23 protein-coding genes are annotated in these 23,864 nt (G+C 69.1%); 14 read left to right on the top strand and 9 right to left on the bottom strand.

Annotated elements, in window-relative coordinates; translation table 11 throughout:
- The first annotated feature begins 13 nt into the window (after nucleotides 1–13).
- Both AC3A5T_RS10910 and hda read left to right on the top strand, forming a co-directional pair.
- Complete coding sequence (locus AC3A5T_RS10910) at nucleotides 14–1,198, top strand: AI-2E family transporter (RefSeq protein ID WP_487628595.1); 1,185 nt, start codon at nucleotides 14–16, stop codon at nucleotides 1,196–1,198.
- Between the two features lie 7 nt (nucleotides 1,199–1,205).
- Nucleotides 1,206–1,907 (top strand): DnaA regulatory inactivator Hda, encoded by a 702-nt coding sequence (gene hda, locus AC3A5T_RS10905; protein WP_332078575.1) that lies wholly within the window; start codon nucleotides 1,206–1,208, stop codon nucleotides 1,905–1,907.
- Nucleotides 1,908–1,984: 77 nt separating this feature from the next.
- Here the strand turns inward: hda and murU are convergent, their stop codons facing one another.
- Complete coding sequence (gene murU / locus AC3A5T_RS10900) at nucleotides 1,985–2,710, bottom strand: N-acetylmuramate alpha-1-phosphate uridylyltransferase MurU (protein WP_487628594.1); 726 nt, start codon at nucleotides 2,708–2,710, stop codon at nucleotides 1,985–1,987.
- Nucleotides 2,711–2,861: 151 nt separating this feature from the next.
- Between murU and AC3A5T_RS10895 the strand changes: the two genes are divergently transcribed.
- Nucleotides 2,862–3,335 (top strand): DUF6491 family protein, encoded by a 474-nt coding sequence (locus AC3A5T_RS10895; protein WP_487628593.1) that lies wholly within the window; start codon nucleotides 2,862–2,864, stop codon nucleotides 3,333–3,335.
- Here the strand turns inward: AC3A5T_RS10895 and AC3A5T_RS10890 are convergent.
- From AC3A5T_RS10890 to ftsY, 4 genes are read right to left on the bottom strand one after another with little or no spacing between them, the layout of a single operon-like run.
- Entirely contained in the window at nucleotides 3,311–3,586 is a 276-nt protein-coding gene (locus AC3A5T_RS10890; protein ID WP_310236905.1) for an oxidative damage protection protein, read from the bottom strand. The two genes, AC3A5T_RS10895 and AC3A5T_RS10890, sit on opposite strands and share 25 nt — an antisense overlap.
- A 2-nt stretch (nucleotides 3,587–3,588) precedes the next feature.
- Nucleotides 3,589–4,668, bottom strand: coding sequence for an A/G-specific adenine glycosylase (gene mutY, locus AC3A5T_RS10885; RefSeq protein ID WP_487628592.1), 1,080 nt, complete (start codon nucleotides 4,666–4,668; stop codon nucleotides 3,589–3,591).
- On the bottom strand, nucleotides 4,665–5,972 hold the full coding sequence (locus tag AC3A5T_RS10880; RefSeq protein ID WP_487628591.1) for an AsmA family protein: 1,308 nt from the start codon (nucleotides 5,970–5,972) through the stop codon (nucleotides 4,665–4,667). The genes mutY and AC3A5T_RS10880 overlap by 4 nt, the downstream gene beginning before the upstream one ends.
- Nucleotides 5,969–7,267, bottom strand: coding sequence for a signal recognition particle-docking protein FtsY (gene ftsY, locus AC3A5T_RS10875; protein WP_487628590.1), 1,299 nt, complete (start codon nucleotides 7,265–7,267; stop codon nucleotides 5,969–5,971). The genes AC3A5T_RS10880 and ftsY overlap by 4 nt, the downstream gene beginning before the upstream one ends.
- Before the next feature lie 81 nt (nucleotides 7,268–7,348).
- On the opposite strand from ftsY, the gene rsmD reads away from it, so the two are divergent.
- The 7 genes from rsmD (at nucleotide 7,349) to AC3A5T_RS10840 (ending at nucleotide 12,675) form a co-directional block, all read left to right on the top strand.
- Nucleotides 7,349–7,960, top strand: coding sequence for a 16S rRNA (guanine(966)-N(2))-methyltransferase RsmD (gene rsmD, locus AC3A5T_RS10870; protein WP_487628589.1), 612 nt, complete (start codon nucleotides 7,349–7,351; stop codon nucleotides 7,958–7,960).
- Between the two features lie 75 nt (nucleotides 7,961–8,035).
- Nucleotides 8,036–8,530: a pantetheine-phosphate adenylyltransferase gene (gene coaD, locus AC3A5T_RS10865; RefSeq protein ID WP_232137019.1), complete on the top strand. Its 495-nt coding sequence runs from the start codon at nucleotides 8,036–8,038 to the stop codon at nucleotides 8,528–8,530.
- 40 nt (nucleotides 8,531–8,570) lie between these two features.
- Nucleotides 8,571–9,122, top strand: a complete 552-nt coding sequence (locus AC3A5T_RS10860) for a hypothetical protein (protein WP_487628588.1) — start codon at nucleotides 8,571–8,573, stop codon at nucleotides 9,120–9,122.
- A 158-nt stretch (nucleotides 9,123–9,280) separates the two neighbouring features.
- The gene (locus AC3A5T_RS10855) at nucleotides 9,281–9,535 is read left to right on the top strand and encodes a YfhL family 4Fe-4S dicluster ferredoxin (protein WP_232115790.1); all 255 of its coding nucleotides are present in this window, start codon (nucleotides 9,281–9,283) and stop codon (nucleotides 9,533–9,535) included.
- Complete coding sequence (gene ggt / locus AC3A5T_RS10850; RefSeq protein WP_487628587.1) at nucleotides 9,532–11,316, top strand: gamma-glutamyltransferase; 1,785 nt, start codon at nucleotides 9,532–9,534, stop codon at nucleotides 11,314–11,316. Before AC3A5T_RS10855 ends, ggt begins: the two co-directional genes overlap by 4 nt.
- A 46-nt stretch (nucleotides 11,317–11,362) precedes the next feature.
- Entirely contained in the window at nucleotides 11,363–12,271 is a 909-nt protein-coding gene (locus AC3A5T_RS10845) for an MBL fold metallo-hydrolase (RefSeq protein WP_487628586.1), read from the top strand.
- Nucleotides 12,268–12,675 carry an MAPEG family protein gene (locus AC3A5T_RS10840; protein WP_332078585.1) on the top strand — a complete coding sequence of 136 codons (408 nt, stop codon included), beginning with the start codon at nucleotides 12,268–12,270 and terminating at the stop codon, nucleotides 12,673–12,675. Before AC3A5T_RS10845 ends, AC3A5T_RS10840 begins: the two co-directional genes overlap by 4 nt.
- 86 nt (nucleotides 12,676–12,761) lie before the next feature.
- On the opposite strand, the gene upp is transcribed toward AC3A5T_RS10840, so the two are convergent.
- On the bottom strand, nucleotides 12,762–13,394 hold the full coding sequence (upp, locus tag AC3A5T_RS10835; protein WP_332078586.1) for a uracil phosphoribosyltransferase: 633 nt from the start codon (nucleotides 13,392–13,394) through the stop codon (nucleotides 12,762–12,764).
- Nucleotides 13,395–13,518: 124 nt separating this feature from the next.
- On the bottom strand, nucleotides 13,519–16,338 hold the full coding sequence (locus AC3A5T_RS10830) for a TonB-dependent receptor (RefSeq protein WP_487628585.1): 2,820 nt from the start codon (nucleotides 16,336–16,338) through the stop codon (nucleotides 13,519–13,521).
- Between the two features lie 405 nt (nucleotides 16,339–16,743).
- Here AC3A5T_RS10830 and AC3A5T_RS10825 point away from each other — a divergent pair, with 405 nt between their 5' ends.
- Entirely contained in the window at nucleotides 16,744–18,129 is a 1,386-nt protein-coding gene (locus AC3A5T_RS10825; protein WP_487628788.1) for a purple acid phosphatase family protein, read from the top strand.
- Nucleotides 18,126–18,734: an inorganic diphosphatase gene (locus AC3A5T_RS10820; RefSeq protein ID WP_487628584.1), complete on the top strand. Its 609-nt coding sequence runs from the start codon at nucleotides 18,126–18,128 to the stop codon at nucleotides 18,732–18,734. The genes AC3A5T_RS10825 and AC3A5T_RS10820 overlap by 4 nt, the downstream gene beginning before the upstream one ends.
- Nucleotides 18,735–18,764: 30 nt before the next feature.
- On the opposite strand, the gene AC3A5T_RS10815 is transcribed toward AC3A5T_RS10820, so the two are convergent.
- Both AC3A5T_RS10815 and AC3A5T_RS10810 read right to left on the bottom strand, forming a co-directional pair.
- Nucleotides 18,765–20,198, bottom strand: a complete 1,434-nt coding sequence (locus AC3A5T_RS10815; RefSeq protein ID WP_487628583.1) for an amidohydrolase family protein — start codon at nucleotides 20,196–20,198, stop codon at nucleotides 18,765–18,767.
- Between the two features lie 135 nt (nucleotides 20,199–20,333).
- Nucleotides 20,334–21,830, bottom strand: coding sequence for an aminotransferase class III-fold pyridoxal phosphate-dependent enzyme (locus AC3A5T_RS10810; protein WP_487628582.1), 1,497 nt, complete (start codon nucleotides 21,828–21,830; stop codon nucleotides 20,334–20,336).
- A 162-nt stretch (nucleotides 21,831–21,992) separates the two neighbouring features.
- Here AC3A5T_RS10810 and AC3A5T_RS10805 point away from each other — a divergent pair, with 162 nt between their 5' ends.
- Together AC3A5T_RS10805 and queA are read left to right on the top strand one after the other, a co-directional pair.
- A complete protein-coding gene (locus tag AC3A5T_RS10805; protein ID WP_332078591.1) occupies nucleotides 21,993–22,424 on the top strand; it encodes an Lrp/AsnC family transcriptional regulator in 432 nt (143 codons plus the stop codon).
- A gap of 389 nt (nucleotides 22,425–22,813) precedes the next feature.
- On the top strand, nucleotides 22,814–23,854 hold the full coding sequence (queA, locus tag AC3A5T_RS10800) for a tRNA preQ1(34) S-adenosylmethionine ribosyltransferase-isomerase QueA (RefSeq protein WP_487628581.1): 1,041 nt from the start codon (nucleotides 22,814–22,816) through the stop codon (nucleotides 23,852–23,854).
- Nucleotides 23,855–23,864: the final 10 nt, after the last annotated feature.

Below are 23,864 nucleotides of genomic sequence, written 5' to 3'. Positions count from 1 at the left end.
CGGACCGCCACCGATGATCCAGACAGATCCCGCGAACGCCGACATCGCGCGTTTCCTCAAGCGCCTGCAATGGGGTCTGGTGGCGTTCGCCGTCGGCTACGTGATCTGGCTGCTCGGCCCGATCCTCACTCCGTTCGTGCTGGCGCTGCTGCTCGGCTGGCTCGGCGATCCGCTGGTCGATCGCCTGGAGCGTCGCGGCCGTTCGCGTGCGGTCGCGGTGACGCTGGTGTTCCTGCTGATGACGCTGCTGCTGGCGCTGGTGCTGATCATCCTGGTGCCGATGATCGAGCGGCAGATCGTCACCCTGATCGACAGCCTGCCGCAATACCGCGACTGGCTGCTCGGCACCGCGCTGCCGTGGATCGAGCAGCGCACCGGCTACGAAGTGATGTCGTGGCTCGACACCGAGCGCCTGATCGAGCTGATCCGAGGCCACTGGCAGCAGGCCGGGGGCGTCGCGGCGACGGTGCTGGCCTACGCATCGCGCTCGGGCTTCGCGATCCTCGCGCTGGTCATCAATCTGGTGCTGGTGCCGATCCTGGCGTTCTATTTCATGCGCGACTGGGACCTGCTGGTCGAGCGCGTCGCCGCGCTGATCCCGCGCGACCACATCGACACCGCGACCCGCCTCGCCCGCGAAACCAGTGAATCGCTGGGCGGTTTCCTGCGCGGCCAGTTCCTGGTGATGCTGGGGCAGGGCGCGATCTACGCGGTCGGCATGTCGATCGTGGGCCTGCGTCTGGGCCTGCTGATCGGCATGGTCGCCGGCCTGATCAGTTTCATTCCGTATCTGGGCGCGACGGTCGGCATCCTGCTCGCGCTGATCGCCGCCATCGTGCAGGCGCAGGGCTTCGACTGGCAGCTGCTGATCCTGATCGGCGTGGTGTTCACGATCGGCCAGCTGGTCGAGAGCTACGTGCTGACGCCGCGCCTGGTCGGCGATCGGATCGGCCTGCATCCGGTCGCGGTGATCTTTGCGGTGCTCGCGGGTGGTCAGCTGTTCGGCTTCCTCGGCATGCTGCTGGCGCTGCCGGTGGCGGCGGTCGTCAACGTGCTGCTGCGCTACGCGCACGAACGCTACACCCACAGCCGCCTGTACGCCGGCGACAAGCCGGACATCGAGATCGCGGGCGCAGGGACGTCGCAACGCCCGGTGATCATCGTGACCGACAGCAAGGATCCGGACGGCGAGCGTTGAGCCAGGCATGAGTGGTCCATCGCCCCAGCTGCCGCTGGCGCTCCGGTATCCGCCGGACCAGCGGCTCGAAACCTTCGTTGCCGACGATGCCGCGTTGCTACCGCAACTGCGCGATTTCGCGCTGGCCGGCGTGCGCCGCGGGCTCTACGTCGAGGGCGCCTCGGGCACCGGCAAGACCCATCTCGCGATCGCCCTGTGCGCGGAAGCCGACCGGCTCGGCCGGCGCGCCGTGTATCTGCCGCTGCGCGGCATCGCCGGTCGCCTGCGCGACGCCGCGCAGGCGCTCGATGGGCACGATCTGGTCGCGATCGACGACGTCGATGCGATCGCCGGCGATCGCGACGACGAGGTCGCGCTGTTCGATCTGCACAACCGTCTGCACGATGCCGGCCGCGCGGTCTTCTACACCGCGTCGGCATCGCCGGACGCGCTCGCGCTCGGCCTGCCGGATCTGCGCTCGCGACTCGGCCAGTGCGTCCGCGTGCCGTTGCCGGTACTCGACGACGCCGGCCGTCACGATCTATTGCGCCTGCGCGCCGAACGTCGCGGCCTGCAGGTCGACGCCGCGACCATCGACTGGCTGCTGCGTCGTCACGACCGCGATCTCCCCGCGCTCACCGCGCTGCTGGATCGCCTCGATCACGCCTCGCTCGCCTCGCAGCGCCGGTTGACCGTGCCCTTCGTGCGCCAGGTGCTGGCGCTCGACTGAGCGCGGCAGCCCGCAACTGCGCTTCGTAGGATGGGGGAGCGCGCAGCGAAACCCATCGCCACGCCCCGCGGATATCTCTAGCGCAACGCCGCATCCAGCTGCGCCAGCCGCTCCGGCGTGCCGACATCGGTCCAGCGGCCTGCATGATGCGCACCGCTCACGCGGCCGTGCGTCATCGCCGCGCGCAGCAAGGGGGCGAGCTTGAAGCGTGGTGGCTGCAGATCGACGCCGGGCGCGCTGCCGATGATGTCGCGCCAGTGATGCAGCAGCGCGGGGCGATAGACGCCGATCCCCGAGAACGTCAGCTTCGACGCGCCGTCGCTTTGCACCTGCGCGCCGACGAGCGCGAAATCGCCGTCCGGGTTGTGCACGGGATTGTCGACGAGCACCAGATGCGCATCGCCTGCCGGCTCGGCCGGCAACTGCGCGAAGTCGCAATCGCTCCAGATGTCGCCGTTGACCGCGATGAAGGGGGCATCGTCGAGCAGGCGCAGCGCATGCAGCATGCCGCCGCCGGTTTCCAGTGGTGGCGCGCCTTCGTGCGAGTAGTGCAGCCGCAGTCCCCAGCGGCTGCCGTCGCCGAGCGCGGGTTCGAACCGGTCGGCGAGCCAGGACACGTTGACCACGACATCGCGCACGCCGAGCGCAGCGAGTTTCTCCAGATGCCAGACGATCAGTGCCTTGCCGCCTGCCGCCAGCAACGGCTTGGGCGTGGTGTCGGTCAGCGGCCGCATGCGCTCGCCCAGACCCGCGGCGAAGATCAGGGCCTGGCGATGGCGGGCGGGTGCGGTCGCGTTCGACACGGCGTGTCCAGCAGGGCGGGCGCGACAGCGTAACCGCAGCGCCGGCCGGCCGGCGACTGAACGCCGTATGCGCCGTCGGCGACGTGACCACATCGGGACGCGCATCATCCGCGTGACATCCATCGCCGCGCGGATCGCGCAGGAGACCGCCATGGCCGCATCCTTCTTCCGACACGCGGCACTCGCCGTGTTGTGTGCCGCGACGTCCGTGCTCGCCGCATGCGCCTCCACGTCGAACATGACCGACGCCGAGAAGTACGCGCTCAACGATGCGCACGCCGGTGCACCCGTCGATCATTTCCGCTACCTGGGTTCGATCAACGGCTGGACGCCGCTCGGCGATGCGGCACTGGTCGTGTGGACGCGGCCCAGCGAGGCCTGGCTGCTGGATCTCTCGGGCACCTGCCAGGATCTGCGCTCCACACCCGCGATCGGTCTGACCAGCAGCATGGGGCGGGTCAACGCGCGCTTCGACAAGGTGCTGGTACGCAGCCGCGGGTCGATCAGCATGCCGTGCCACATCCGCCAGATCCGCCCGCTCGACGTCAAGGCGGTGCGCGTGGCGGAGAAGCGGAACGCGGCCGGCGTGCCGTCGATGGATCAGGCGTCGGACGCGGGCACGTAACCGGCAACGCTGCCGGTCTGGCGTTCGAACAGATACTTGCGCATCTCGCCTTCGAGGAAGGCGCGGTGCTTGGGATCCAGCGGCGACAGCCGGTTCTCGTTGATCAGCATGGTCTGGTGCGCCAGCCAGCGCGCCCAGGCCGGCTTGCCGATTTCGGCGAAGACCTGCTTGCCGAGTTCGCCCGGCCAGGGGATGAAATCCAGACCGTCGGTTTCGGTCTGGTCGTGGACGCAGAAGACGCGTCGGCTCATGGTCAATCCTCGGTTGCGATGCGCGGCGCCAGCAGCAGCGTGCGGATCGGGGCGGGAATGCCGAGCGTCGCGAGTTCGTCGCGTGCCACCCAGCGCAGTCGGTCATTGTCGCCCACGCGGTGACGCGCCGGCAGGCCCGGCCAGTGCAGCGGCCGCAGGCGCAGTCTGAAATGAGTGAAGCCGTGCTGCACCGGCAGCAGGCGTTGCGGCGTATCGAGATCGACGGCGTCGACGAGGCCGGGCGCATGCGCGCGCAGCCAGTCGACTGCGCGCGCGTCGTCTTCGGCCTGCGGCAGCGACCACAACGCGGCCCAGATGCCGGTCGGCGGGCGCTTCTCCAGCAGCACGCGGCCCTTGGCGTCTTCGAGCAGCAGCACGCTGGCGTCGCGCTCGGGCAGGGCCTTGGTCGGGCGCGGCGTCGGCAGTTCGTCGACGCGGCCCTGCGCGAACGCGGCACAGTCGTCGTTGACCGGGCACAGCAGGCACGCGGGGTTGTGGCGCGTGCACAGCGTCGCGCCGAAATCCATCTGCGCCTGCGTGTAGTCGGCCAGGCGCGTTGCCGGCAGCAGCGTTGCGGCGATCGCCCACAACTGCTTTTCGATCTTCGGCTGTGCAGGCCAGCCTTCGACCGCGTGGCGTCGCGCGAGCACGCGTTTGACGTTGCCGTCGAGGATCGGAAACGGATCGCCCCAGGCTTGCGACAGGATCGCGCCGGCCGTGCTGCGGCCGATGCCGGGAAGGGCGAGCAGCGCGTCGAGATCGCGTGGCAGATCGCCATCGTGCAGCTCGACGCAGCGCTGCGCCGCGGCGTGCAGATTGCGCGCGCGGGCGTAATAGCCGAGGCCCGACCAAAGCGCCAGCACGGTGTCCTGCGGCGCGCCGGCGAGTGCGCGCACGTCGGGCAACGCGTCGACGAAACGCTCGAAGTACGGAATCACCACCCGCACCTGGGTCTGCTGCAGCATGATTTCCGACAGCCATACACGGTACGGCGTGCGCGGGTGCTGCCACGGCAGATCATGGCGGCCGTGCACGTCGAACCACGCCAGCAGACGCGTCGCGTAGTCGGTGCGTGCGCTCACGGCGTCGTGTCTCCGCTGCCATCGTCGAACGTGATCTCGACGTCTTCCAGCACCGCGCCCGACACTTCGACACGATCGGCAGTCAGCTGGCCGCGCAGCGGCGGCAGGGGTGAGCCGGTAGAAAGTGCATCGAACCAGCCGAGCATCGCCGTGATCCTCGCCTCGCCATCGAAGCGCGCATGTTCGTGTTCGAGCCGCAGCGCGATCGGCGCGGATACATCCGCCGGACCGTCATAGCGCAACGCGAACGGCAAAGGCTGGGTCGAGTCAGACAACGGCGGCGGCAGCGCCGGCCACGCCTCCGGCCATCGTGCGATGCGGCCATCGAGCGCGAGGGCGAGTCTATCGCCGAGCGCGATGCGGCCGCCGGCGACGAGATCCGGCACAACGCCCTCGCCGCGCAGCGCGATGCCCATCGGCGCGAAGCCGAGCACGTTGCCATCGCCGCCGACATGCAGCGCGCCGTGCAGGCCGAGTGCGAACGGCAACGGTTCGGCAGCGTCTGTGCCCGTCCAGCGCGCATCCGCCGCGATGCGCAGCGGTGACAGCGCGAAGCCGGGAATGTCGGCATCGATGCGTGTGGCATCGGCCTGCAGCGTGGTGTCGAGCCGGCCGGACGCATGCACCAGAGCGAGCGTGCCGCGTGCCTGCAGTGCACGTGCATCGACCGCGCGATCCGCATGCAGGCGCAGCCGGAATGGCGCCTGCAGCGCATCGAGATGCACGGTGCCGCCGATCTGCGCGTCAATCGCGCGATCGGCCTGCAGAGCCGGCAGGTCGAACGCGAGTCCGTCGATGCGCCAGCCATCGCCGTCGAGACGGCCGCGCACGATGCGCACGCCATCGGTGATCGTCGGCACCTTGCCGTCGCCAGGTGGACGCGCATCGAGCCAGCGCAGCAGCGACGGCAGATGCAGGCGCGGCGCGTCCAGCTCGACGCGGCTGATTTCGAGATCGATGCCGCGGCTGCGGATGGTCTTCCACGGCAGCGACAGCAACATGCGTTCGGCCTGCAGCATCGGCACGTCGGACGTGTCCGATCCGGTCGCAGCGATGCGGACGTCGCGCACCACCAGCTGCGGCGTGCCGCGCAGGCGGTACTCGACATCGCCTTCGAAGGTGATGCGCAGGCCCAGCGTGGGTTCGAGACGCGCCAGCACAAGGCGCAGAGCGCGTTCGGGCGGCAGGAGCACCTGCACCAGCAGCGCGGCGACGATTCCCAGCGCCAGCGCCATCAGCAGCAGGCGCAGCCAGCGCAGGCGCCGCGGCGCCGATGGCTCGGGCGCCGGAGCGGGGTTGCTCACGCCCCCAGCGTCTCCGGCAGCATCGCGTCGACGAAGGATTCGGCGTCGAATACGCGCAGGTCTTCCGGGCGCTCGCCGATGCCGGCGAAGCGGATCGGAATGCCGAACTCGCGGGCCAGCGCGAACACCACGCCGCCCTTGGCGGTGCCGTCGAGCTTGGTCACGACCAGGCCGGTGACCTGCGCCGCGGCATTGAACTGGCGCAACTGCGACAGCGCGTTCTGGCCGGTGGTGCCGTCGATGACCATCAGTACTTCGTGCGGCGCGGTGGCGTCGATCTTGCCGAGCACGCGACGGATCTTGCCGAGCTCGGCCATCAGGCCCTGCTGCGTGTGCAGCCGACCGGCAGTGTCGGCGATCAGGATGCCGGTGCCGCGCGACTTCGCCGCCTGCAGTGCATCGAAGGCGACCGCGGCCGGATCGGCGTCCTGGCCCTGGGCGACGACGGGCACGCCGTTGCGCTCGCCCCAAGCCTTGAGCTGGGCGACCGCGGCCGCGCGAAAGGTGTCGCCGGCCGCGAGCATCAGCGCGTGGCCTTCATCCTTGTAGCGCTTGGCGAGCTTGCCGATCGTCGTGGTCTTGCCGACGCCGTTGACGCCGACGGTCAGGATCACGAAGGGCTTCGCGTTCGTGTCGATGACCAGCGGTTTCGCGACCGGCTCGAGCATGGCGATGAGGTCACCGCGCAGCGCTTTGAGCAGATCGTTGGCATCGACGAACGCGCGCGCCTTCATGCGTTTGCGCAGGGACTCGACCAGTTCGGTGCTCGCGGCGACGCCGACGTCGGCCGTCAGCAGCGCGGTTTCGATCTCGTCGAGCAGATCTTCATCGAGCTTCGGATTGCGGGAGAACAGACCGCCGAAGCTCTTTGCGAACGTGCTGCCGCCCAGACGCTCGCGCCAGCCGGACTTGCCGGGCGCAGCGGCGGGCATGGTGCTCGCGAACACGTAGTCGGCCAGCGCCGCGGCTGGATCGACAAAGGCGGGCGGCGGAGGCGTGGGCGTTGCGACGGCTTCGGGAACGACCGGTGCGATCGCGGTCGCCGGCGACGTCGCGTCGGCGGGCAAATGCCCGGCATCGAGCGATTGCGGCTGTGTCGCGACCGGTTCGACAGCCTGGGTACCAGGCGTAACGGCGGGCGCCGTCGGCGGCACCACGGGCGGCTGCGCAGGGGCAGGCGCGGGCGCAGCGGGCGGCGCGAACGCGGCAGCGATTTCTTCGGCGCTGAGGCGGCGTCGGCCGCTGTCGGCCTCGGGCTTGTCGGAGGATTTGTCGCGCTTGAACCAGCTGACCATGCGGCGGTCGGGTCGGGGATGGGGGAGAATGGCGCGCATGGTATCACCCGCCTTTCAGGCGCCCCGTGCGGGCGCAGACGCATGAAGACCCCTCGTCACGGCGGCTCGGGCAGATCGTCACCGACCGTCGATCGCAACACCGGCCCGGGCCGGGTGCGCATCGTCGGCGGTCGCTGGCGTGGCACGCGGCTGGAGGTGCCCGATGTCGCCGGCCTGCGGCCGACCTCCGACCGGGTGCGCGAAACCCTGTTCAACTGGCTGCAGCCGGTGCTGCCGGGCGCGCGCGTGCTCGATCTGTTCGCGGGCACCGGCGCGCTCGGGCTGGAGGCGGTTTCGCGCGGCGCGGCCAGTGCGGTGCTGGTCGAACGCGACCTCGGACTCGCCGCAGCCCTGACCGCGACCGCGGCGCGCCTGTCCGGCGGCGACGTGGTCTCGGTCCAGCGCGGCGATGCGGTGTGGATGGCGGGCGCGTTGCCGGCGGGCAGCATCGACATCGCCTTCGTCGATCCGCCGTTCGCCGCCGACCTGTGGGCGCAGGCCTTCGCCGCGCTCGCGCCGGCGCTGGCGACCGACGCCTGGCTGTACGTCGAATCGATGGCCGAACGGCCCGCGCAACCCGGTGCCGGCTGGCAGTTGCACCGTGAGCTGGCGACCCGCGAAGCGCACTGCGCGCTGTACCGGCGCGCCGGCTGATCGGCGCCCGCGCCGCTGCTACACTTGCCGCCCGCGCCACGTGCCTCCCGATTCCTTCGACAGCGAACGCAAGCCATGAGTGCGAGCCGCCACCGCATCGCGGTCTATCCCGGGACCTTCGATCCGATCACCAACGGCCACGTCGACCTCGTCGACCGGGCCGCGCCGCTGTTCGAGAAGCTGATCGTCGGCATCGCCGAAAGCCCGGCCAAGCGCCCGGCGATGACGCTCGAAGAACGCGTCGAACTGGCCCGTGTCGCAACCGCCCACCACACCAATGTCGAAGTCATCGGCTTCGATTCGCTGCTCGCGCACTTCGTGCACGAGGTCGGCGCCGGTGTGCTGCTGCGCGGCCTGCGCGCGGTGTCGGATTTCGAGTACGAATTCCAGCTCGCCAGCATGAACCGGCATCTGATTCCGGATGTCGAGACGCTGTTCCTCACGCCGGCCGAGCAGTACGGCTTCATCTCCTCCACGCTGGTGCGCGAGATCTCGCGTCTCGGCGGCGACGTGTCGGGTTTCGTGCCCGCCGCAGTCGATCGCGCATTGCGCAAACACTCGCAACGCTGACGTTGCCCATCAAACACCAGAGAAAAGAAGAGGGAATCCCATGAAGTCCATTACCCGCGCAATGCTGATCGCCTGCCTCGTCCTGCCGGTCATCGCCTGTGGCAAGAAGGAAGAGCCGCAGCAGGTCGAAGCCGCGCCGGTCGCGGTGCCCACCACCGAGGACAAGACCGCGTGGAACGCCTATCTCAACGACGTGGCCGGCCGCCACATGGAAGGCGTCAACAACTCGCCCTACGTCTATCTGGTGCCGCCGGCGCCGGCGCCCGCCGCCGATGCGCCGCCCGCGGAGACCACGACCGCCGACGGTGACCCGACGATGTCGACCCCGGTCGACGGTGCGTACGAGCGTCTGCTCGAGAAGGCCGAGCAGGACGTCGCCCGCGGCATCACCCGCGGCAACCTGCTGATCTTCGCGGGCCTGGATTCGACGCGCACGGCTGATCTGACCGTCGCCTCGTTCGCCAAGGTCGGCGCCGGCACCATGAACGGCGTGCGCGTGCTGTTCATCGGCAGCGCAGCGGACAGCGAGCGCGTCAAGGCCGCCGTCGAGCCGACCGGTTCGCAGTACGTGTTCATCGACAACGCAGGCTGATCCAGCGCTTCAACGGCGGCCGGCGCGTCCGGCCCGCCGTTCCTCGACGACGCCACCGCGCGCAGGCCCGGTGGCGTCGTCGTATCTGAAGGGCGCGCGGTGGACCGAGTTCCACCCATGGAACGCCGGCGCCACGGCGCACCCTCTACAATGCGCACATGTCCTTGAAGATCAACGAGCTCTGCGTCAACTGCGACGTGTGCGAGCCGGCCTGCCCGAACCAGGCGATCGCGCAGGGCGAGACGATCTACGTCATCGATCCGGCGCGCTGCACCGAATGCGTGGGCCACTTCGACGAGCCGCAGTGCGTGGTCGTCTGCCCGGTCGAATGCATCGATCCCGATCCCGACATCCCCGAAACCCAGGTGCAGTTGCTCGCCAAGCTGGCGCGCCTGCAGCAGGAGGCGTCATGAGCCGTTCCCGCTTCGCGTCCGCCGGCCTGCCGGCGCTGCTGCTGTCGATGCTGCTGCTCGCGGTCGCGCCGTCGTGCGCGCGCGACGTCCGTGCGCCGGATGCGCCTGCGGCCCGCAGCGCGCAGAACACCGCGACGCCGCCGGGCAACGCGGTCGCCTCGGCGCATACGCTCGCGACCGAAGCCGGCCTGCAGGTCATGCGCGAGGGCGGCAACGCCTTCGACGCGGCGATCGCGACCTCGGCGGTGCTGTCGGTGGTCGAGCCGATCTCGTCCGGACTTGGCGGCGGCGGCTTCTTCCTGCTGCACGACGCCAGGACCGGCCGCGACATCTTCGTCGACGCGCGCGAGACCGCGCCGGCCAGCGCGCACTCGGATCGCTATCGCAAGCCCGACGGCAGCTTCGACCGCGACCGCGCCGAGAACGGCCCGTGGTCGGCCGGCATCCCCGGCCTGCCCGCGGCATTCGTGCACATCGCCGAGACCTACGGCGCGCTGCCGCTGTCGAAATCGCTGGCGCCGGCGATCCGCATCGCCGAAGAAGGCTTCCCGGTCTACGCGCGTTTTGCGCGCGGTTACCAGTCGCGTCGCGCGGTGATGGAGCGCTACCCCGGCACGCGCGCAGTCTTCCTCGCCGATGGCCAGGCGCCGAAGGAAGGCGACACCTTCCGCCAGCCCGATCTCGCGAACACCCTGCGTCTGCTCGCCGAGCGCGGCTTCGACGGGTTCTACGGTGGCGAAACCGGCGCCAAGCTCGTCGCCGGCGTCAATGCAGAAGGCGGCGAATGGACCGCTGCGGACCTGTCCGCCTACAAGGTGGTCGAACGCGAACCGATCCGGTTCCGCTATCACGACTGGGACGTGGTCACCGCGCCGCCGCCGTCGTCGGGCGGCATCGCGATGGCGCAGATGCTGCAGATCCTCGAGCCCTGGGATCTGACGAAACTGGACGATGCCGCGCGTACGCATCTGGTCGTCGAATCGATGCGCCGCGCGTTCCGTGACCGCACCTTCTATCTGGGCGATCCGGACTTCGTGAAGATTCCGCAGCGCACGCTGCTGAGCCGCGACTACGCCGCCGGCCTGCGCGCGACGATCAATCCGGCGAAGGCAACGCCCAGCGATCTGCTGTCGGGTGATCCGACCCCGCTGGAAGACGAGGAGACCACGCACTTCTCGATCGTCGATGCCGCCGGCAACCGCGCCGCGGTCACGCAGACGGTCAACCTGTTGTTCGGCAGCGGCCTCGTCGCGCCCGGCACCGGCGTGCTGCTCAACAACGAGATGGACGATTTCGCGCTGCAGCCCGGCGTGCCGAACGCGTTCGGCGTGATGGGTTTCGAGGCGAACGCGCCGAAGCCGGGCAAGCGCCCGCTCAGTTCGATGACGCCGACCTTCCTCGTGTCCGACGATCGCGTCGCCGTGCTCGGCACGCCCGGCGGCAGCCGCATCATCACGATGGTGCTGCTGGGCATCCTCGGCTACGACGCCGGCCTCGATGCGCAGTCCGTCGCCGCGCTGCCGCGCTACCACCACCAGTGGATGCCGGACACGATCTCGGCCGAATCCGATGCGTTCTCCGCCGACATCGCGGCGAAGCTGCGCGCGATGGGCCATACCGTCGATCTGCCCGGCGATCGCGCTGCGGGTGGTCGCGGGTCCAGCCATGTCTGGGGCAATCTGCAGACCATCGAGTGGAACCGCGCGAACGGTACGCTCACTGGTGGCAGCGATCCGCGCAATCCGGTCGGCTCGGCGAAGGTGGAAGCGGCCGCGCGCTGAGCGGCTGCGCCTACAATCGGCCACCGGTCTGACGCGGGAGGGCGTCATGAAGCTGTGGTCGATCCAGGGCAACACCCAGAAGCTCGACGGCGGGTCGATGTTCGGCAACGCGCCGCGCGCGATGTGGACGCAGTGGGCCACGCCCGACGATCTCAACCGTATTCCGCTGGCGACGCGCGGCCTGCTGGCCACGCCGCTCAACGGCAGGACCGTGCTGTTCGAAACCGGCATCGGCGCGTTCTTCGAGCCGAAGCTGCGTGCGCGTTTCGGTGTGCAGGAAGACCGGCACGTGCTGCTCGACTCGCTGCGTGACGCGGGCTTCGACCACACCGATATCGACGTCGTGGTGCTGAGCCACCTGCATTTCGATCACGCCGGTGGTCTGCTGGCGCCGTGGTCGGAAGGCGGTACGCCAGAACTGCTGTTCCCGAATGCGACCTTCGTGCTGTCCACGCCGCACTGGCTGCGCGCGAAACGTCCGCATGCGCGCGATCGCGCGAGTTTCATTCCCGGTCTGTGCGAACTGCTCGAAGCCACGGGCCGGCTGGAATTCATCGAAGGCGCGCACGCGCCGTCGCTCGGCGACGCAGTGCGCTTCCATTACAGCGACGGCCACACGCCCGGCATGATGCTGGCCGAAATCCTCGGCCCCGACGTGCACGACGGCGTGCATCACGGCGGCGTGGTGTTCTGCGCCGATCTCGTGCCCGGACGACCCTGGGTGCACGTGCCGATCACGATGGGCTACGACCGCTTTCCCGAACTGATCATCGACGAGAAGCAGGCGTTTCTCGTCGACATGGCGGCGCGCGGCGTGCGCCTGTTCCTCACGCATGATCCGGACATCGCGCTGGTGCAGGTCGTACGCGATGAGGCCGGCCGTTTCCGCGCCACACATCCGACCGCGGCGCTCGCCGCGCGTTCCCTGCAGCATCCCTTCGAGACCATGCCATGACGCCTCGCATTTCGCTTCTCATCGCATCGCTGCACGTGCTGCTGTACCTCGTGCTGACCGTCCGCGTGGTCCTGCACCGCAACGTGCACAAGATCGGAATCGGCACCGGCGGCGACGAGACCCTGTCGCGCAAGGTCCGGGTGCATGCGAATTTCATCGAGTACGTCCCGCTCGGCCTGCTGCTGCTCGCCCTGCTGGAACTGGCGGCCGTCAACACGACGCTGTTGTGGACGTTCGGTATCGCGCTGCTGGTCGCGCGCGTGCTGCATGCGATCGGACTGGGCGGCTCGGCGGGCTATTCGTTCGGTCGCGGCACCGGCGCATTGCTGACGTTCGCCACGCTGTTCGCGATGGCCGCGTTCGGTATCTGGCGTTTCGTCGTCGGGGCGATGATCGTCCCGTAACCGTCCGCGTGGGAGCGCGCTTGCGCGCGGTGGACGTTCGCGCGCAACGCCAACGCGCGCAAGCGCGCTCCCACGGCCGCGGGTTTTCAGTCCACCCGCGTACCGAAGATCTTGTCGCCGGCATCGCCGAGGCCGGGCAGGATGTAGCCCTTCTCGTTGAGGCGTTCGTCGATCGAGGCGGTGTAGACCTCGACATCCGGATGCACCGCTTCCAGCGCCTGCAGGCCTTCCGGCGCGGCGACCAGAAACAGCCCCTTGATGCGGCTCGCGCCCGCGGCCTTGAGCATCGCCACCGTGGCGATCAGCGTGCCGCCGGTCGCCAGCATCGGATCGAGGATCAGCGCGGTGCGGTCGGCCATGTCGCCGACGAGATTCTCGTAGTAGGGCACCGCTTCGAGCGACGCCTCGTCGCGCTTGATGCCGACCACGCTGACTTTGGCCGCGGGAATGAGATCGAGCACGCCCGGCAGCATGCCGATGCCGGCGCGCAGGATCGGCACCAGCGTGATCTTGCGGCCCTTGATACGGCGCACGCGCACGGTGCCGGCCCAGCCCTCGACCTCGGCATCCTCGGTTTCCAGATCCGCCGTGGCCTCGTAGGTCAGCAGCGTCGCGACTTCGGCCGAGAGCTCGCGGAAGGTCTTGGTGCTGTTGTCGGCGCGGCGCATCAGGCCGAGCTTGTGCTGCACTAGCGGGTGGCGGACTTCGACGGTTTTCATGGCGTGACCTGTGCGGAAGCGATGCGCATAGGATCGCATGCGTCTCCGCACCGGGCGCCTCCGTCTCCGGAACGCAGAGGGGGCGGACAGGCCGGCCCCTCGTCACGCACGGTGAGGCGATGGATCAGAACTGGTAGCGCACGCCCGCCAGCCACGAGCGGCCGAAGCCTTCCATTTCCAGCACGCGGTTGCGCTGGCCCTGGAAGCGGATCTGCTTCGTTTCCTGGATGTTGTTGATCTCGCCGAACACACTCCAGCCGGCGCCGAGCGTATAGCTGGTCGAGAAATCCAGGCTGGCGCGATCGTTCCAGTAGACGTTCAGTTCGGGATTGGTGATGTCGAAGGACTGGATGAACTTCGAGCGGTAGTTGTACGCCAGACGCGCGTTGAGACCGGACTTTTCGTAGGTCAGGGCGAAGTTGTAGTTCGTCCGCGAGGTGCCGGGCAGTTCGGTCTCGCCCAGATCGAACGGCAGTTCGGCCTTCGACTTCGCGTAGGTGTAGTTGGCGTAGATGCCCAGGCCCGACAGGGCGCCCGGCAGCATGTCGAAGGTCTGCTGCCACGACAGTTCCGCGCCGTAGATGCGACCCTTCTCGCCGTTCTCGGCGCGGGTGATCTGGAAGATCTGGCCGGGGCCCGCAGCCTCGTCGCGCGAGGCGACGAACAGCGGGTCGTCGATGCGCTTGTAGAACAGCGCCGCCGACATCAGGCCGAGTGGACGCAGGTAATGCTCGAACGACAGGTCCAGATTGTGCGCGAATGCTTCGCGGACCAGCGGGTTGCCTTCGCTGATGGCGATCACATTGAGATCGTCCGCCTCGCCGATCACCCGGTAGGGCGCGGTGTGCATGAAGTCCGGGCGGTTGATCGCGGTGGAGTAGGAGGCGCGCAGGATGGAATCCGGGTTGGCTTCGTAACGGAAGTGCAGGCTCGGCAGCACGTTGCCGTAGCTGCGGCTGGCGGTCTGCGGCAGTACGTCGCCGGTGTCTTTGTCGAACTGCAGCGCGCTGCCTTCGAGTTCGGTGCGCTCGTAGCGCACGCCGGCAATCATCGTCAGCGCGTCCCAGTTGGCATCGATGCGCGCATAGCCCGCATAGACGTTCTCTTCGGCCTGGTAGTCGCCGGTCAGCGAATCGGGAATCAGACGCGCGTGGTTGCCGCTTTCGAGCAGCGGGCCAGCGTACTTGTCGAAGATGTCGCGGCAGAAGCGGCGACCGGTCAGGAAGTAATCGAAGTTGTTCGACACGCTGTCGCACAGCATGTCCGAATAGCGGATCCCGAGGCCGGCGAAGTCGGAAGCGCTGCCGTTGCGGTAACGCTCGTCGTCGAACATCTTGTCGCGCTGGCGGGCGCGGACACCGAACTTGATATCGCCGCTGTCGCCGAGGAAGGTCTGCTGGCGCCCCAGATCCAGGCGCAGTGCGTTCTCTTCTTCCTCGCCGTACTCGTAACGATCGTTGAGGCGACGGAACGCGTACCAGCTCTCCGGCAGGTTGACGCCGCTGGCCGGCGCGTCGGGACGGCCGAGAATGGTCCAGGTCGGGAAGTCCGGATTGGCATAGTCGTAGGCGAACTGCGGACGCACGCTGGAGCGGAAGATGTACTGCATGCGCGGACTGGTGGTCTTGGTAGCCCGGCTCTGCGAGGCCTGCCAGTCGAGCTTCCACATCTCGCCGAGGAAATGCTCACCGGCGAGGTTGTAGGTGCGGATGGACTTGTCGTAGGTGCGCTCGCGCAGCTCTTTGTCGAACGTCGCGCGCGCGCGGCCGGTGGTCTCGTCGGAGCCGGTGGCGTAATTGTCGAGCGCGATCGTCAGGTTGTCGCGGAACTCGCGGTCGACGAAGTTCGAGTCCGACACGACGAAGTAGACCAGGTTGTCGGGGTTGATGCGGTAATCGAAACGGCCGGTGATGCCCTTGCGCGTGCGCAGGCCTTCGTAGTCCTTGATCTGGATTTCGCTGGGCGCGAACGTGTCGGCGCCGATGCGGCTGTACAGCGTTTCCACGTTGTCGGTGAAGCGGCCCTGCTTGCTGATCGAGCTGGAGATCAGTACGCCGATGTTGCCATCGGCGCCGAAGCGGTTGCCGATGGTGGCGTTGTAGCGCTGGTTGTCGCCGTCGCCGAGCTGGTACTTGCCGCCCGCCGCCGATGCGCGCAGCGTCAGGCCTTCGCGGTCCAGCGCGCTCTGCGTGCGGATATTGATGTTGCCGGCGATCGCGTCACCGTCCATGTCCGGGGTGATCGCCTTGGTGACTTCGAGCGCGGCGATGACGTCGGAGGGAATCGTGTCCAGCTCCACGCCGCGGCTGGCGGCATCGGGATTGGCCAACTGCACGCCGTCGATCGTGACGGTGGTGAACTCTTTCGGCGCACCCCGCACGGTGACGTAGCGGCCTTCGCCCTGGTCGCGTTCGATCGACACGCCCGGGATGCGCTGCGTGGATTCGGCGATGTTGTTGTCCGGGAACTGGCCCAGCAGATCGGCCGAAACCACGTTGACGTAATTCGTCGAAGCGCGCTGCTGGTTGAGCGCCATGGCCTGCGCGTCCCGGCTGGCGCGCACTTCGACCACACCCATGTCCGTCGCGGCCACCGTGCTGCGCAGCGTGACCTCGACCTGCGCGCCGCGGGTGTCGCCGACTTCGACGTCGGACAGGTGGCGCGTATAGCCGAGATAGTCGACCTGCAGCGGATAGCGGCCCGGCGCCAGGCCGGTCACGCGGAAGAAGCCTTCGCGGTCGGTGCTGACCTGGCGGCCGTCGACGGTGACGATCGCGCCTTCGAGCGACACACCGCGCGAGGCTTCGCTGACCTTGCCGACGATCGTGTTCGCCATGGCGGCGATCGTGTCGACGCTCGACGGCTGTGCGGTGGCGGGCTGCGGGCAGGCCAGGGCGAGCGTGGCGGCGATGGCCGCGGCGAGGACGGTACGACTGGGTGACATGGGGACTCCGATGAGGGCTGCGTGTGTCGAGGGCATGGCGAAGCCGCCGCCGTCACGTCGCGGAAAGCGGCGTGCGTTGCGTGGTCTGCGTCGTGGCGTACGTCGCGCGTCGGCGACGACCCGTTCCCCCGGGGTCGGCATCTTGCGACGCTTCGATGACAGTTCTGTTGTGGCGACGCGTCAGTGCGATGTCGCGGCGTGCATGCAACGTGTCTGCAACTTCGCGCGGCGATCATGACGCGCTGTGTCGATACGCATGACCGTCCCGCGACATCGATGCGACGGTGAGATGGCGGTCGCCGCATCACCTCTCCAGACCCGCTTCTTCGACATCCGCCGTGCGCGACGCGTTCGCCTGCAGCGGATGCGGTTCCACACAAGGACACCTCCCCGATGACATACGCGCTGCCCGCACGCCTGCCCCGTCTTCTGCTGCTGAGCGCCGCGCTGCTCGCGATGCCGCTTCACGTCGGCGCCGCCGGCGAGACGCGCGTCGAGCCGAACACGCTCGTCCCCGAAGGCGTGATGCGCTACGCGCCGAGCGTGTTCCCCGATCGCATCGTCGCCTCGCCCGCGCAGGACGCCTCGACGGGCTTCGGGGTGTCGTGGCGCACGGCCGCGTCGGTCGAGGCGCCGGTGCTGGAACTCGTCGTCGCCGGCGATTCGCCGGACATGGGCCCGCGTCGCCGCATCGCCGCGCGCAGCGCGTCGCTCGAAGGCGAGAACGGCGCGGCGCAGTTCCATCGCGCGCAGGTCGACGGCCTGCAGCCCGATACGCTCTACGTCTGGCGCGTGCAGGGCGGCGGCACCTGGAGCCCGTGGATGCAGACGCGCACCGCGGCCGCGGCCGATGCGCCGTTGACGCTGCTCTACTTCGGCGACACCCAGAACAAGAATGCGAGCCTGAGCACGCGCGTGTTGCGCGAAGCGCACCGGCAGGCGCCCGACGCGAAGCTCGCGTTGTTCGCCGGCGATCTGGTCAGCGGTGGCGACGGCGAGGACGACAACGAGTGGGGCGAGTGGTTCGACGCGGTCGGCCCGCTGGCGACGATGGTCGTCAACGCACCGGCGCCCGGTAACCACGAGTACTGGGAAGAGTTCGAGGACACGCCGCAGGAGCGTCGCGTGCTCGGCGGCCACTGGCCGCGCACGTTCGCACTGCCGGCCAATGGCGCGCCCGGTGCGGAGCAGACCAGTTACTGGTTCGACTACCAGGGCGTGCGCGTGGTGGTGCTCGATGGCACGTCCGCGCTCGACCTCGGCACCGCCGCAGCGCAGGCCGCGTGGCTCGATCGCACGCTGGCCGCCAATCCGCATCCCTGGTCGATCGCGCTGATCCACCAGCCGATGTATTCGCCGCGCCAGGACCGCGACAACGTCGCGCTGCGCGAGCAGGTGCTGCCGGTGCTGGAACGCCGCCGCGTCGATCTGGTGCTGCAGGGCCACGACCACGTCTATGGCCGCCGCCCAGGCGAGGACGCGAAACGCGCGACGCCGCAGTACCTCGTATCGGTGGTCGGCGCAAAGCAGTACCGCCTGTCGGACGGCGCCCGCCGCGACATGGCCCCGACCGCCGAGGACACGCAACTGTTCCAGGTGATCCGCCTCGACGGCGACACGCTGCACTACGAATCGCGCACCGCAACTGGCCGCCTCTACGACGCGTTCGAGATCCGCGGCGCCACGCCGGAGACGCGCACGCTGCACGAGATCACCGAAGGCCGCATCGCACCGCGCGACTGCGCGCGTGACGAGACGCTCAAGGGTCGCGCCGACCGGTGCTGGGAGTGATACACGTGCGCACCCGACTGTCCGCAACGGTGCTCGCCACCGCGCTGGCCTGCGCGATCCCCTTCGCGGCGCATGCCGCGACACCGCCCGCGCACGATCGCCAGCCGGCGAACGCGCCGGAGGAGGCCGTGCTGCTGGTCGAGATTCCGGCCGGCGGTTTCACCAAGTACGAGAGCGATGCCGAAGGCCGGATCTTCGTCGACCGGTTCCTGTCGATGCCGATGGCCTACCCGGCGAACTACGGCTCGATGCCCGGCACGCATGCCGGCGACGGCGATCCGCTCGACGCTCTGGTGCTGACGCGCGCGCCGCTGCATCCGGGCGTGCTGATCCGCTTCCGCCCGCTGGGCGTGCTGCGGATGATCGACGGCGGCGACGCCGACGAGAAGATCATCGGCGTGCCGGCCGACGACGTGGATCCGACCTATGCCGGCATCCGGTCGATCGACGATCTGCCGGCGATGGAGCGCGATCGCATCGAAGCGTTCTTCCGCGTCTACAAGGACCTGCCGGCCGGCAGCAAGCGCGTGGAACTGCGTGGCTGGGGCGGCGCGGACGAGGCGCGCGCGCTGATCCGCGCGACGATCGAGGCCGCGGCGGGCTGAGCGTCGATCGGACAGCCGACGCGCGTTCGCTCAACTCTCGGCGGTTTCGGCCGCCTGCGCCTCGCGCGCCGTCTGCAAGGCGGCGTCGACTGCGTTCCACGCCTGCGCGAGATCGACCGGTGCGCCACTGGTCCACACCGCCTGGACGGTGCGCGTCGCCCGGATGTCGGACAGCGGGTCTCCACTGACGACCAGGACATCGGCGCGTGCGCCGGCTTCCAGCCGCCCGAGATCGGCCTGGCCGAGAATGTCGGCGGCAACGTGCGTGGCAGCCTGCAGGGCCTGCACCGGAGTGAGGCCGGCGCGCACCAGTGCGTCGAGTTCCTGATGCAGCGCGGGTCCAGGCAGCATGAACGGTGCAGCAGGCAGGTCGGAGCCCGCGCCGATGCGCACGCCGGCGGCCAGCAGGCGCGGCAACAGCGCCTGCATCAAGCGCTGATCGCTGCGCACGCGCGCCTGCACGCGTGGATCGTCGACCACGCCTGACAGATAGGACCAGTAGCCGGCGAAATCGGCTGCCATCCGGTCGGCGCCGGGCAGGTCGTCGCGCGCCAAGCTGTCGGGCGAGGCGAACTGGGCGCTGTTGGCCGTCGTCGGCACCACGGCGACGCCGGATTTCGCGAGGTCGGCGACGATCACATCGAGCAGCGCCGGGTCCAGCGTGGCCGCATTGGGATCGCCGCCGAGCCGCGAGTACGCGAGTGCGGCGCCACCGAGGTGTTCCAGCGTCCGCACGCCGGAAGCGGCCGCTTGGCGCGCATCGACGTGCGCGCCGCTCAAGCCGCGTGTCAGCACGGTGCCGAGGTCGCTCATCACCGGCAGGCCATGGCGTGCAGCGGCCTGCGTCGCCGCGTCGAAGATGTCGGGCGGCAACTGCTCGTAGAGCTTGATCCAGTCGACGCCTGCCGTCGCCAAGGCGTCGACGACGATGTCCGCATCGGCAGGCGAGGAGAGCGTGATCGCAGGCTGTGTGCCCAGCGCGTCGGCATCGAACGGTGCGGGGCCTTCGGGCGTCAGCACGCTGACCGGACCGTCGAGTAACGGGCCGGTCGCGAACAGGCGCGGCGCGCCTGCCGTCGCGCGCAGCTCGGCCAGCATGTCGAGCGTGTTGCCGGCATCGCGCACCGTGGTCACGCCGGCGGGCACGAACGCGCCGATGAAATGCGGGCGGGCGTGGACGTGCAGGTCGATCAGTCCCGGCAGCAGCAGGGCGTCGCCGTAGTCGTGCTCGGGCGCCGCCGCGTCCCAGGTGCAGGACGTGCGCTCACCGGCGCAGTGCACCCGCTCTCCGGCGATCACCACCACGCCGCGGTCGATCACCGTGCCCGCGCGCGCATCGAACAGGCGGCCGAGCAGCACGGCATCGGCCGGCGGATCCGAAGCGGGTGGGGCGGACTCGCTGCCGCACGCCGAGAGCAGAAGCGCTGCACACGACAGCGCGAGGACACGGGAACGTCGAAACATGGGCACCACACCTTCCATCGAACGCGCGGATGGACGATGCGTGATCAGGTCGTTCCAGGCACGAAGCGCGACACCCACCGCGACTGCGCCCGGGCGGACGCAGACCGGTGTCGGCCGCGCGGGCCGCAGACCTTATCAGGCCGCGGCGGCGCTCGTCTGCCGCGGACCTTCGCGCAATGCCTTGCCGACCATCGACACGAACAATGCGATCTCGGCGTCGTCGATGTTGAAGTGCGGCGTGAAGCGCAGCGAATTGGTGCCGCCGTGGATCACACCCAGGCCCTGTTCGCGCAGCCATTCCTCGGTCGAGCCGGCGCCGTAGCACTTGAACTGCGGCGCGAGTTCGCAGGAGAACAGCAGGCCGGTGCCCTGGACCTTGGTGATCAGGCCGCCGAGTTCGGCCTTCAACGCTTCGAGCGCTTCGACCGACTTGCGGCCTGCATTGCGGATGTTGGCGCGCACCTCGGGCGTGAGCTGCGCGAGCACGGCGCAGGCGACTTCCAGCGCACGCGGATTGGCGGTCATCGTGTTGCCGTAGACGCCGCTCTTGTAGAGCTGCGCTGTGTGTTCGGTCACGGCGAGCACCGACAGCGGGTACTGGCCGGCGTTGAGCGCCTTCGAGTAGGTCTCCATGTCCGGCGCGTCGAGGCCTTCGAAGCCGGGATAGTCGACGACCGACAGCACGCCGTGCGCGCGCAGGCCGGCCTGGATCGAATCCACCAGCAGCAGGCTGCCGTGTGCGCGGGTGAGTTCGCGGGCGACGGCGTAGAACGCCGGCGGCAACGCGCGGCCGGGATCGCCTTCGCCCATCACCGGCTCCAGGAACACGGCTTCGACGAACCAGCCGTTCGCATCCGCATCGGCGAAGGCCTGGCGCAACGCGTCGGCGTCGTAGGGCGCGATCGCGATCAGCGAGTTCTCGTCGCGGAAGCTCGCGAGATACTTCTTGTAGGTCGCGCGCGAGGAATCGGAATACAGCGCCGGGCGCTCGGTGCGGCCGTGGAAGCTGCCCTTGACGACGATGCGCTTGACGGTGCGGCCGGCGTGGCGGCCACCCGGATCGGTCTGCGTGCGCGTGTTGATGTCGGCGATGCGCGCGGCGAGGCCGACCGATTCCGAGCCGGAGTTCAGGCACAGGAAATGGCTGTACGGCGAGCCGCCGCGGGTGTGGCCGATCTCGCGGCGCAAGGCACGATCGAGCTTCAGCTGCGACAGGCTGGGCGTCATGATGTTGGCCATCGGCACCGGCTGCGCCATCGCGTCGATCACGGCCTTGGGCGTGTGGCCGAAGCCGAGCATGCCGTAGCCGCCCGAATCGTGGAGCACGGCGCCCTTGAGCGTGACGATCCACGGGCCGCGCGCGGTCAGCGCGACGTACGGATTCACCGCGTCCCCGGGGTAGAAATTGATGTAGCCGGCCTGCACGGCGCGCGCCTGCGCGTCCTCGTCCAGGTCGAGCAGATCGGCGAAGTCCTGCTGCAGCTGCGCGTGCGCGTCGACGGCGGCGTGCGCGGCTTCGAGAAGCTCGGGGTGCGTCGCGGCGAAGCGTTCGAGCACATCGTCCGGCAGACCGGTGGTGCGGCGCGTGCCGCCGTGGGCGCGCAGCGGGGCGAGGATCTGGATCACGGACATGCGAATCACTCCTTGGGACGTCGGGGAGGGCCGGCAGCACGCGTTTTCGTTCCAGCGGCGCCGGCGCTCTCTCCATTATCTGGACGATTCCGTCGGGCGGAAGCGACGGAACGCCGAAGGAATCGTAGAATTTCGGCAGATCGCCGAACCGTGCCCCCGCCCATGTCCACCGAATCCGCCGATGTCCGCCTGCTGATGCTGCTGCGCGAGAACGCGCGCCTGTCGACCGCGGAAATCGCGCGCCGGCTGGGCCTGTCGCGCACCACGGTGCAGAGCCGCATCGAACGGCTGGAGCGCGAAGGCGTGATCAGCGGCTACACCGTGCGCGTGCGCGACGACTTCGAGCAGGGCCACATCCGCGCCCAGATCATGATCACCGTGCGTCCGCGGCAGACCACGCCGGTGGTGACCGCCCTGCGGGCGATCGATGCGGTGCGCGCGCTGCATTCGGTCAGCGGGCCTTACGACCTGATCGCGCTGGGCGTGGTGCCGACGGTGGCCGACATGGACGCACTGACCGACCGCATCGGTTGCATCGAAGGGGTCGAGCGGACGACGTCGTCGATCATCCTGTCGACGAAGTTCGAAAGATGAATCTGTCTTCCACTTGCGGAAGACGCGCTGGCCCCTCTCCCTAGGGAGAGGGGAGGACCATCGGCGGAGGCCGATGGTGGGGTGAGGGCGCGGCTCGCGGATCGACCCAACACCTCTCCCCCCGGGAGAGGTCGATGCGCGGAGCGCATCGGGTGAGGGCAGGGCTTTCCAGCCGTACCGTCCTGTCATCCCGGAATGAAAGCACCCTCACCCCAACCCCCGCTCCGCGCCCCAGCCCTCGCTTCGCCGCGAGGGCGTTCATCGACACGCGAGCCAGTGGCTCGCAAACGTCTCTCTTCACCCCGAAGGGAGAGGGGCTCAAGCTTCGCCCCGCCGACCTCGTTGCCTGCCTTCATTACAATGTCTCCCCCGCATTCCCCGCCGATCTCTTGAAGAAGTCCGACTTCCACTTCGACCTGCCCGAACATCTGATCGCCCAGGCCCCCTTGGCCGAGCGCTCGGCGAGCCGGCTGCTGGTCGTGCCGCCAGGCCAGGGCGCGTTCGAGGATCGGCACGTTCGCGACCTGCCGGACCTGCTGCAGCCGGGCGATCTGCTGATCTTCAACGACACGCGGGTGATTCCGGCGCGGCTGTTCGGGCAGAAGGACAGCGGCGGGCGCGTGGAAATCCTGATCGAGCGGCTGCTGCCCGGCAACGAGGCGCGGGCGCAGATCGGCGCGAGCAAGTCGCCCAAACCCGGCGGCCGCATCCAGCTCGATGCCGGTGGCAGCGCCGAGGTGCTGTCGCGCGACGAGGGCTTCTATCACCTGCGGTTCGAACTCGACGACACGCTCGAATCCTGGCTGCTGAAGGCCGGGCGCATGCCGTTGCCGCCCTACATCCGGCGCGAGCCGGGCCAGGACGACGCCGAGCGCTACCAGACCGTATTCGCGCGCGAAGTCGGCGCGGTCGCGGCGCCGACGGCCGGTCTGCATTTCGACGACGCGCTGCTCGCGCGCCTGCGCGCGCGCGGCGTCGACTTCGGTCACGTCACGCTGCACGTCGGCGCGGGCACCTTCCTGCCGATGCGGGTCGAAGACGTCCGCGAGCACCGCATGCACAGCGAGTGGCTCAACGTCGGCGCCGAACTCGTCGCGCAGATCCGCCGCACCCGGGAGGCGGGTGGTCGCGTGATCGCCGTCGGCACCACGGTCGTGCGTGCGCTGGAAAGCGCCAGCGTCGACGGCGAACTGCATCCCTTCGCCGGCGAGACGCAGATCTTCATCTTTCCCGGCTACCGCATCCGCAGCGTCGACGCGATGGTGACCAACTTCCATCTGTCCGAATCCACGCTGCTGATGCTGGTCTCGGCGTTCGCCGGCAAGGACCGCGTGTTCGCCGCCTACGACCATGCCGTGCAGGCGGAATACCGCTTCTTCTCCTATGGCGACGCGATGCTGCTGTGGGGCGCGCACGCGCCCGCCGCCTGACCGTCGTCCG

Source organism: Luteimonas sp. Soil_C_16, assembly GCF_057657295.1.
The sequence above is the reverse complement of the archived record's forward strand: the minus strand, read 5'-3'. Positions and strand labels throughout refer to the sequence as shown.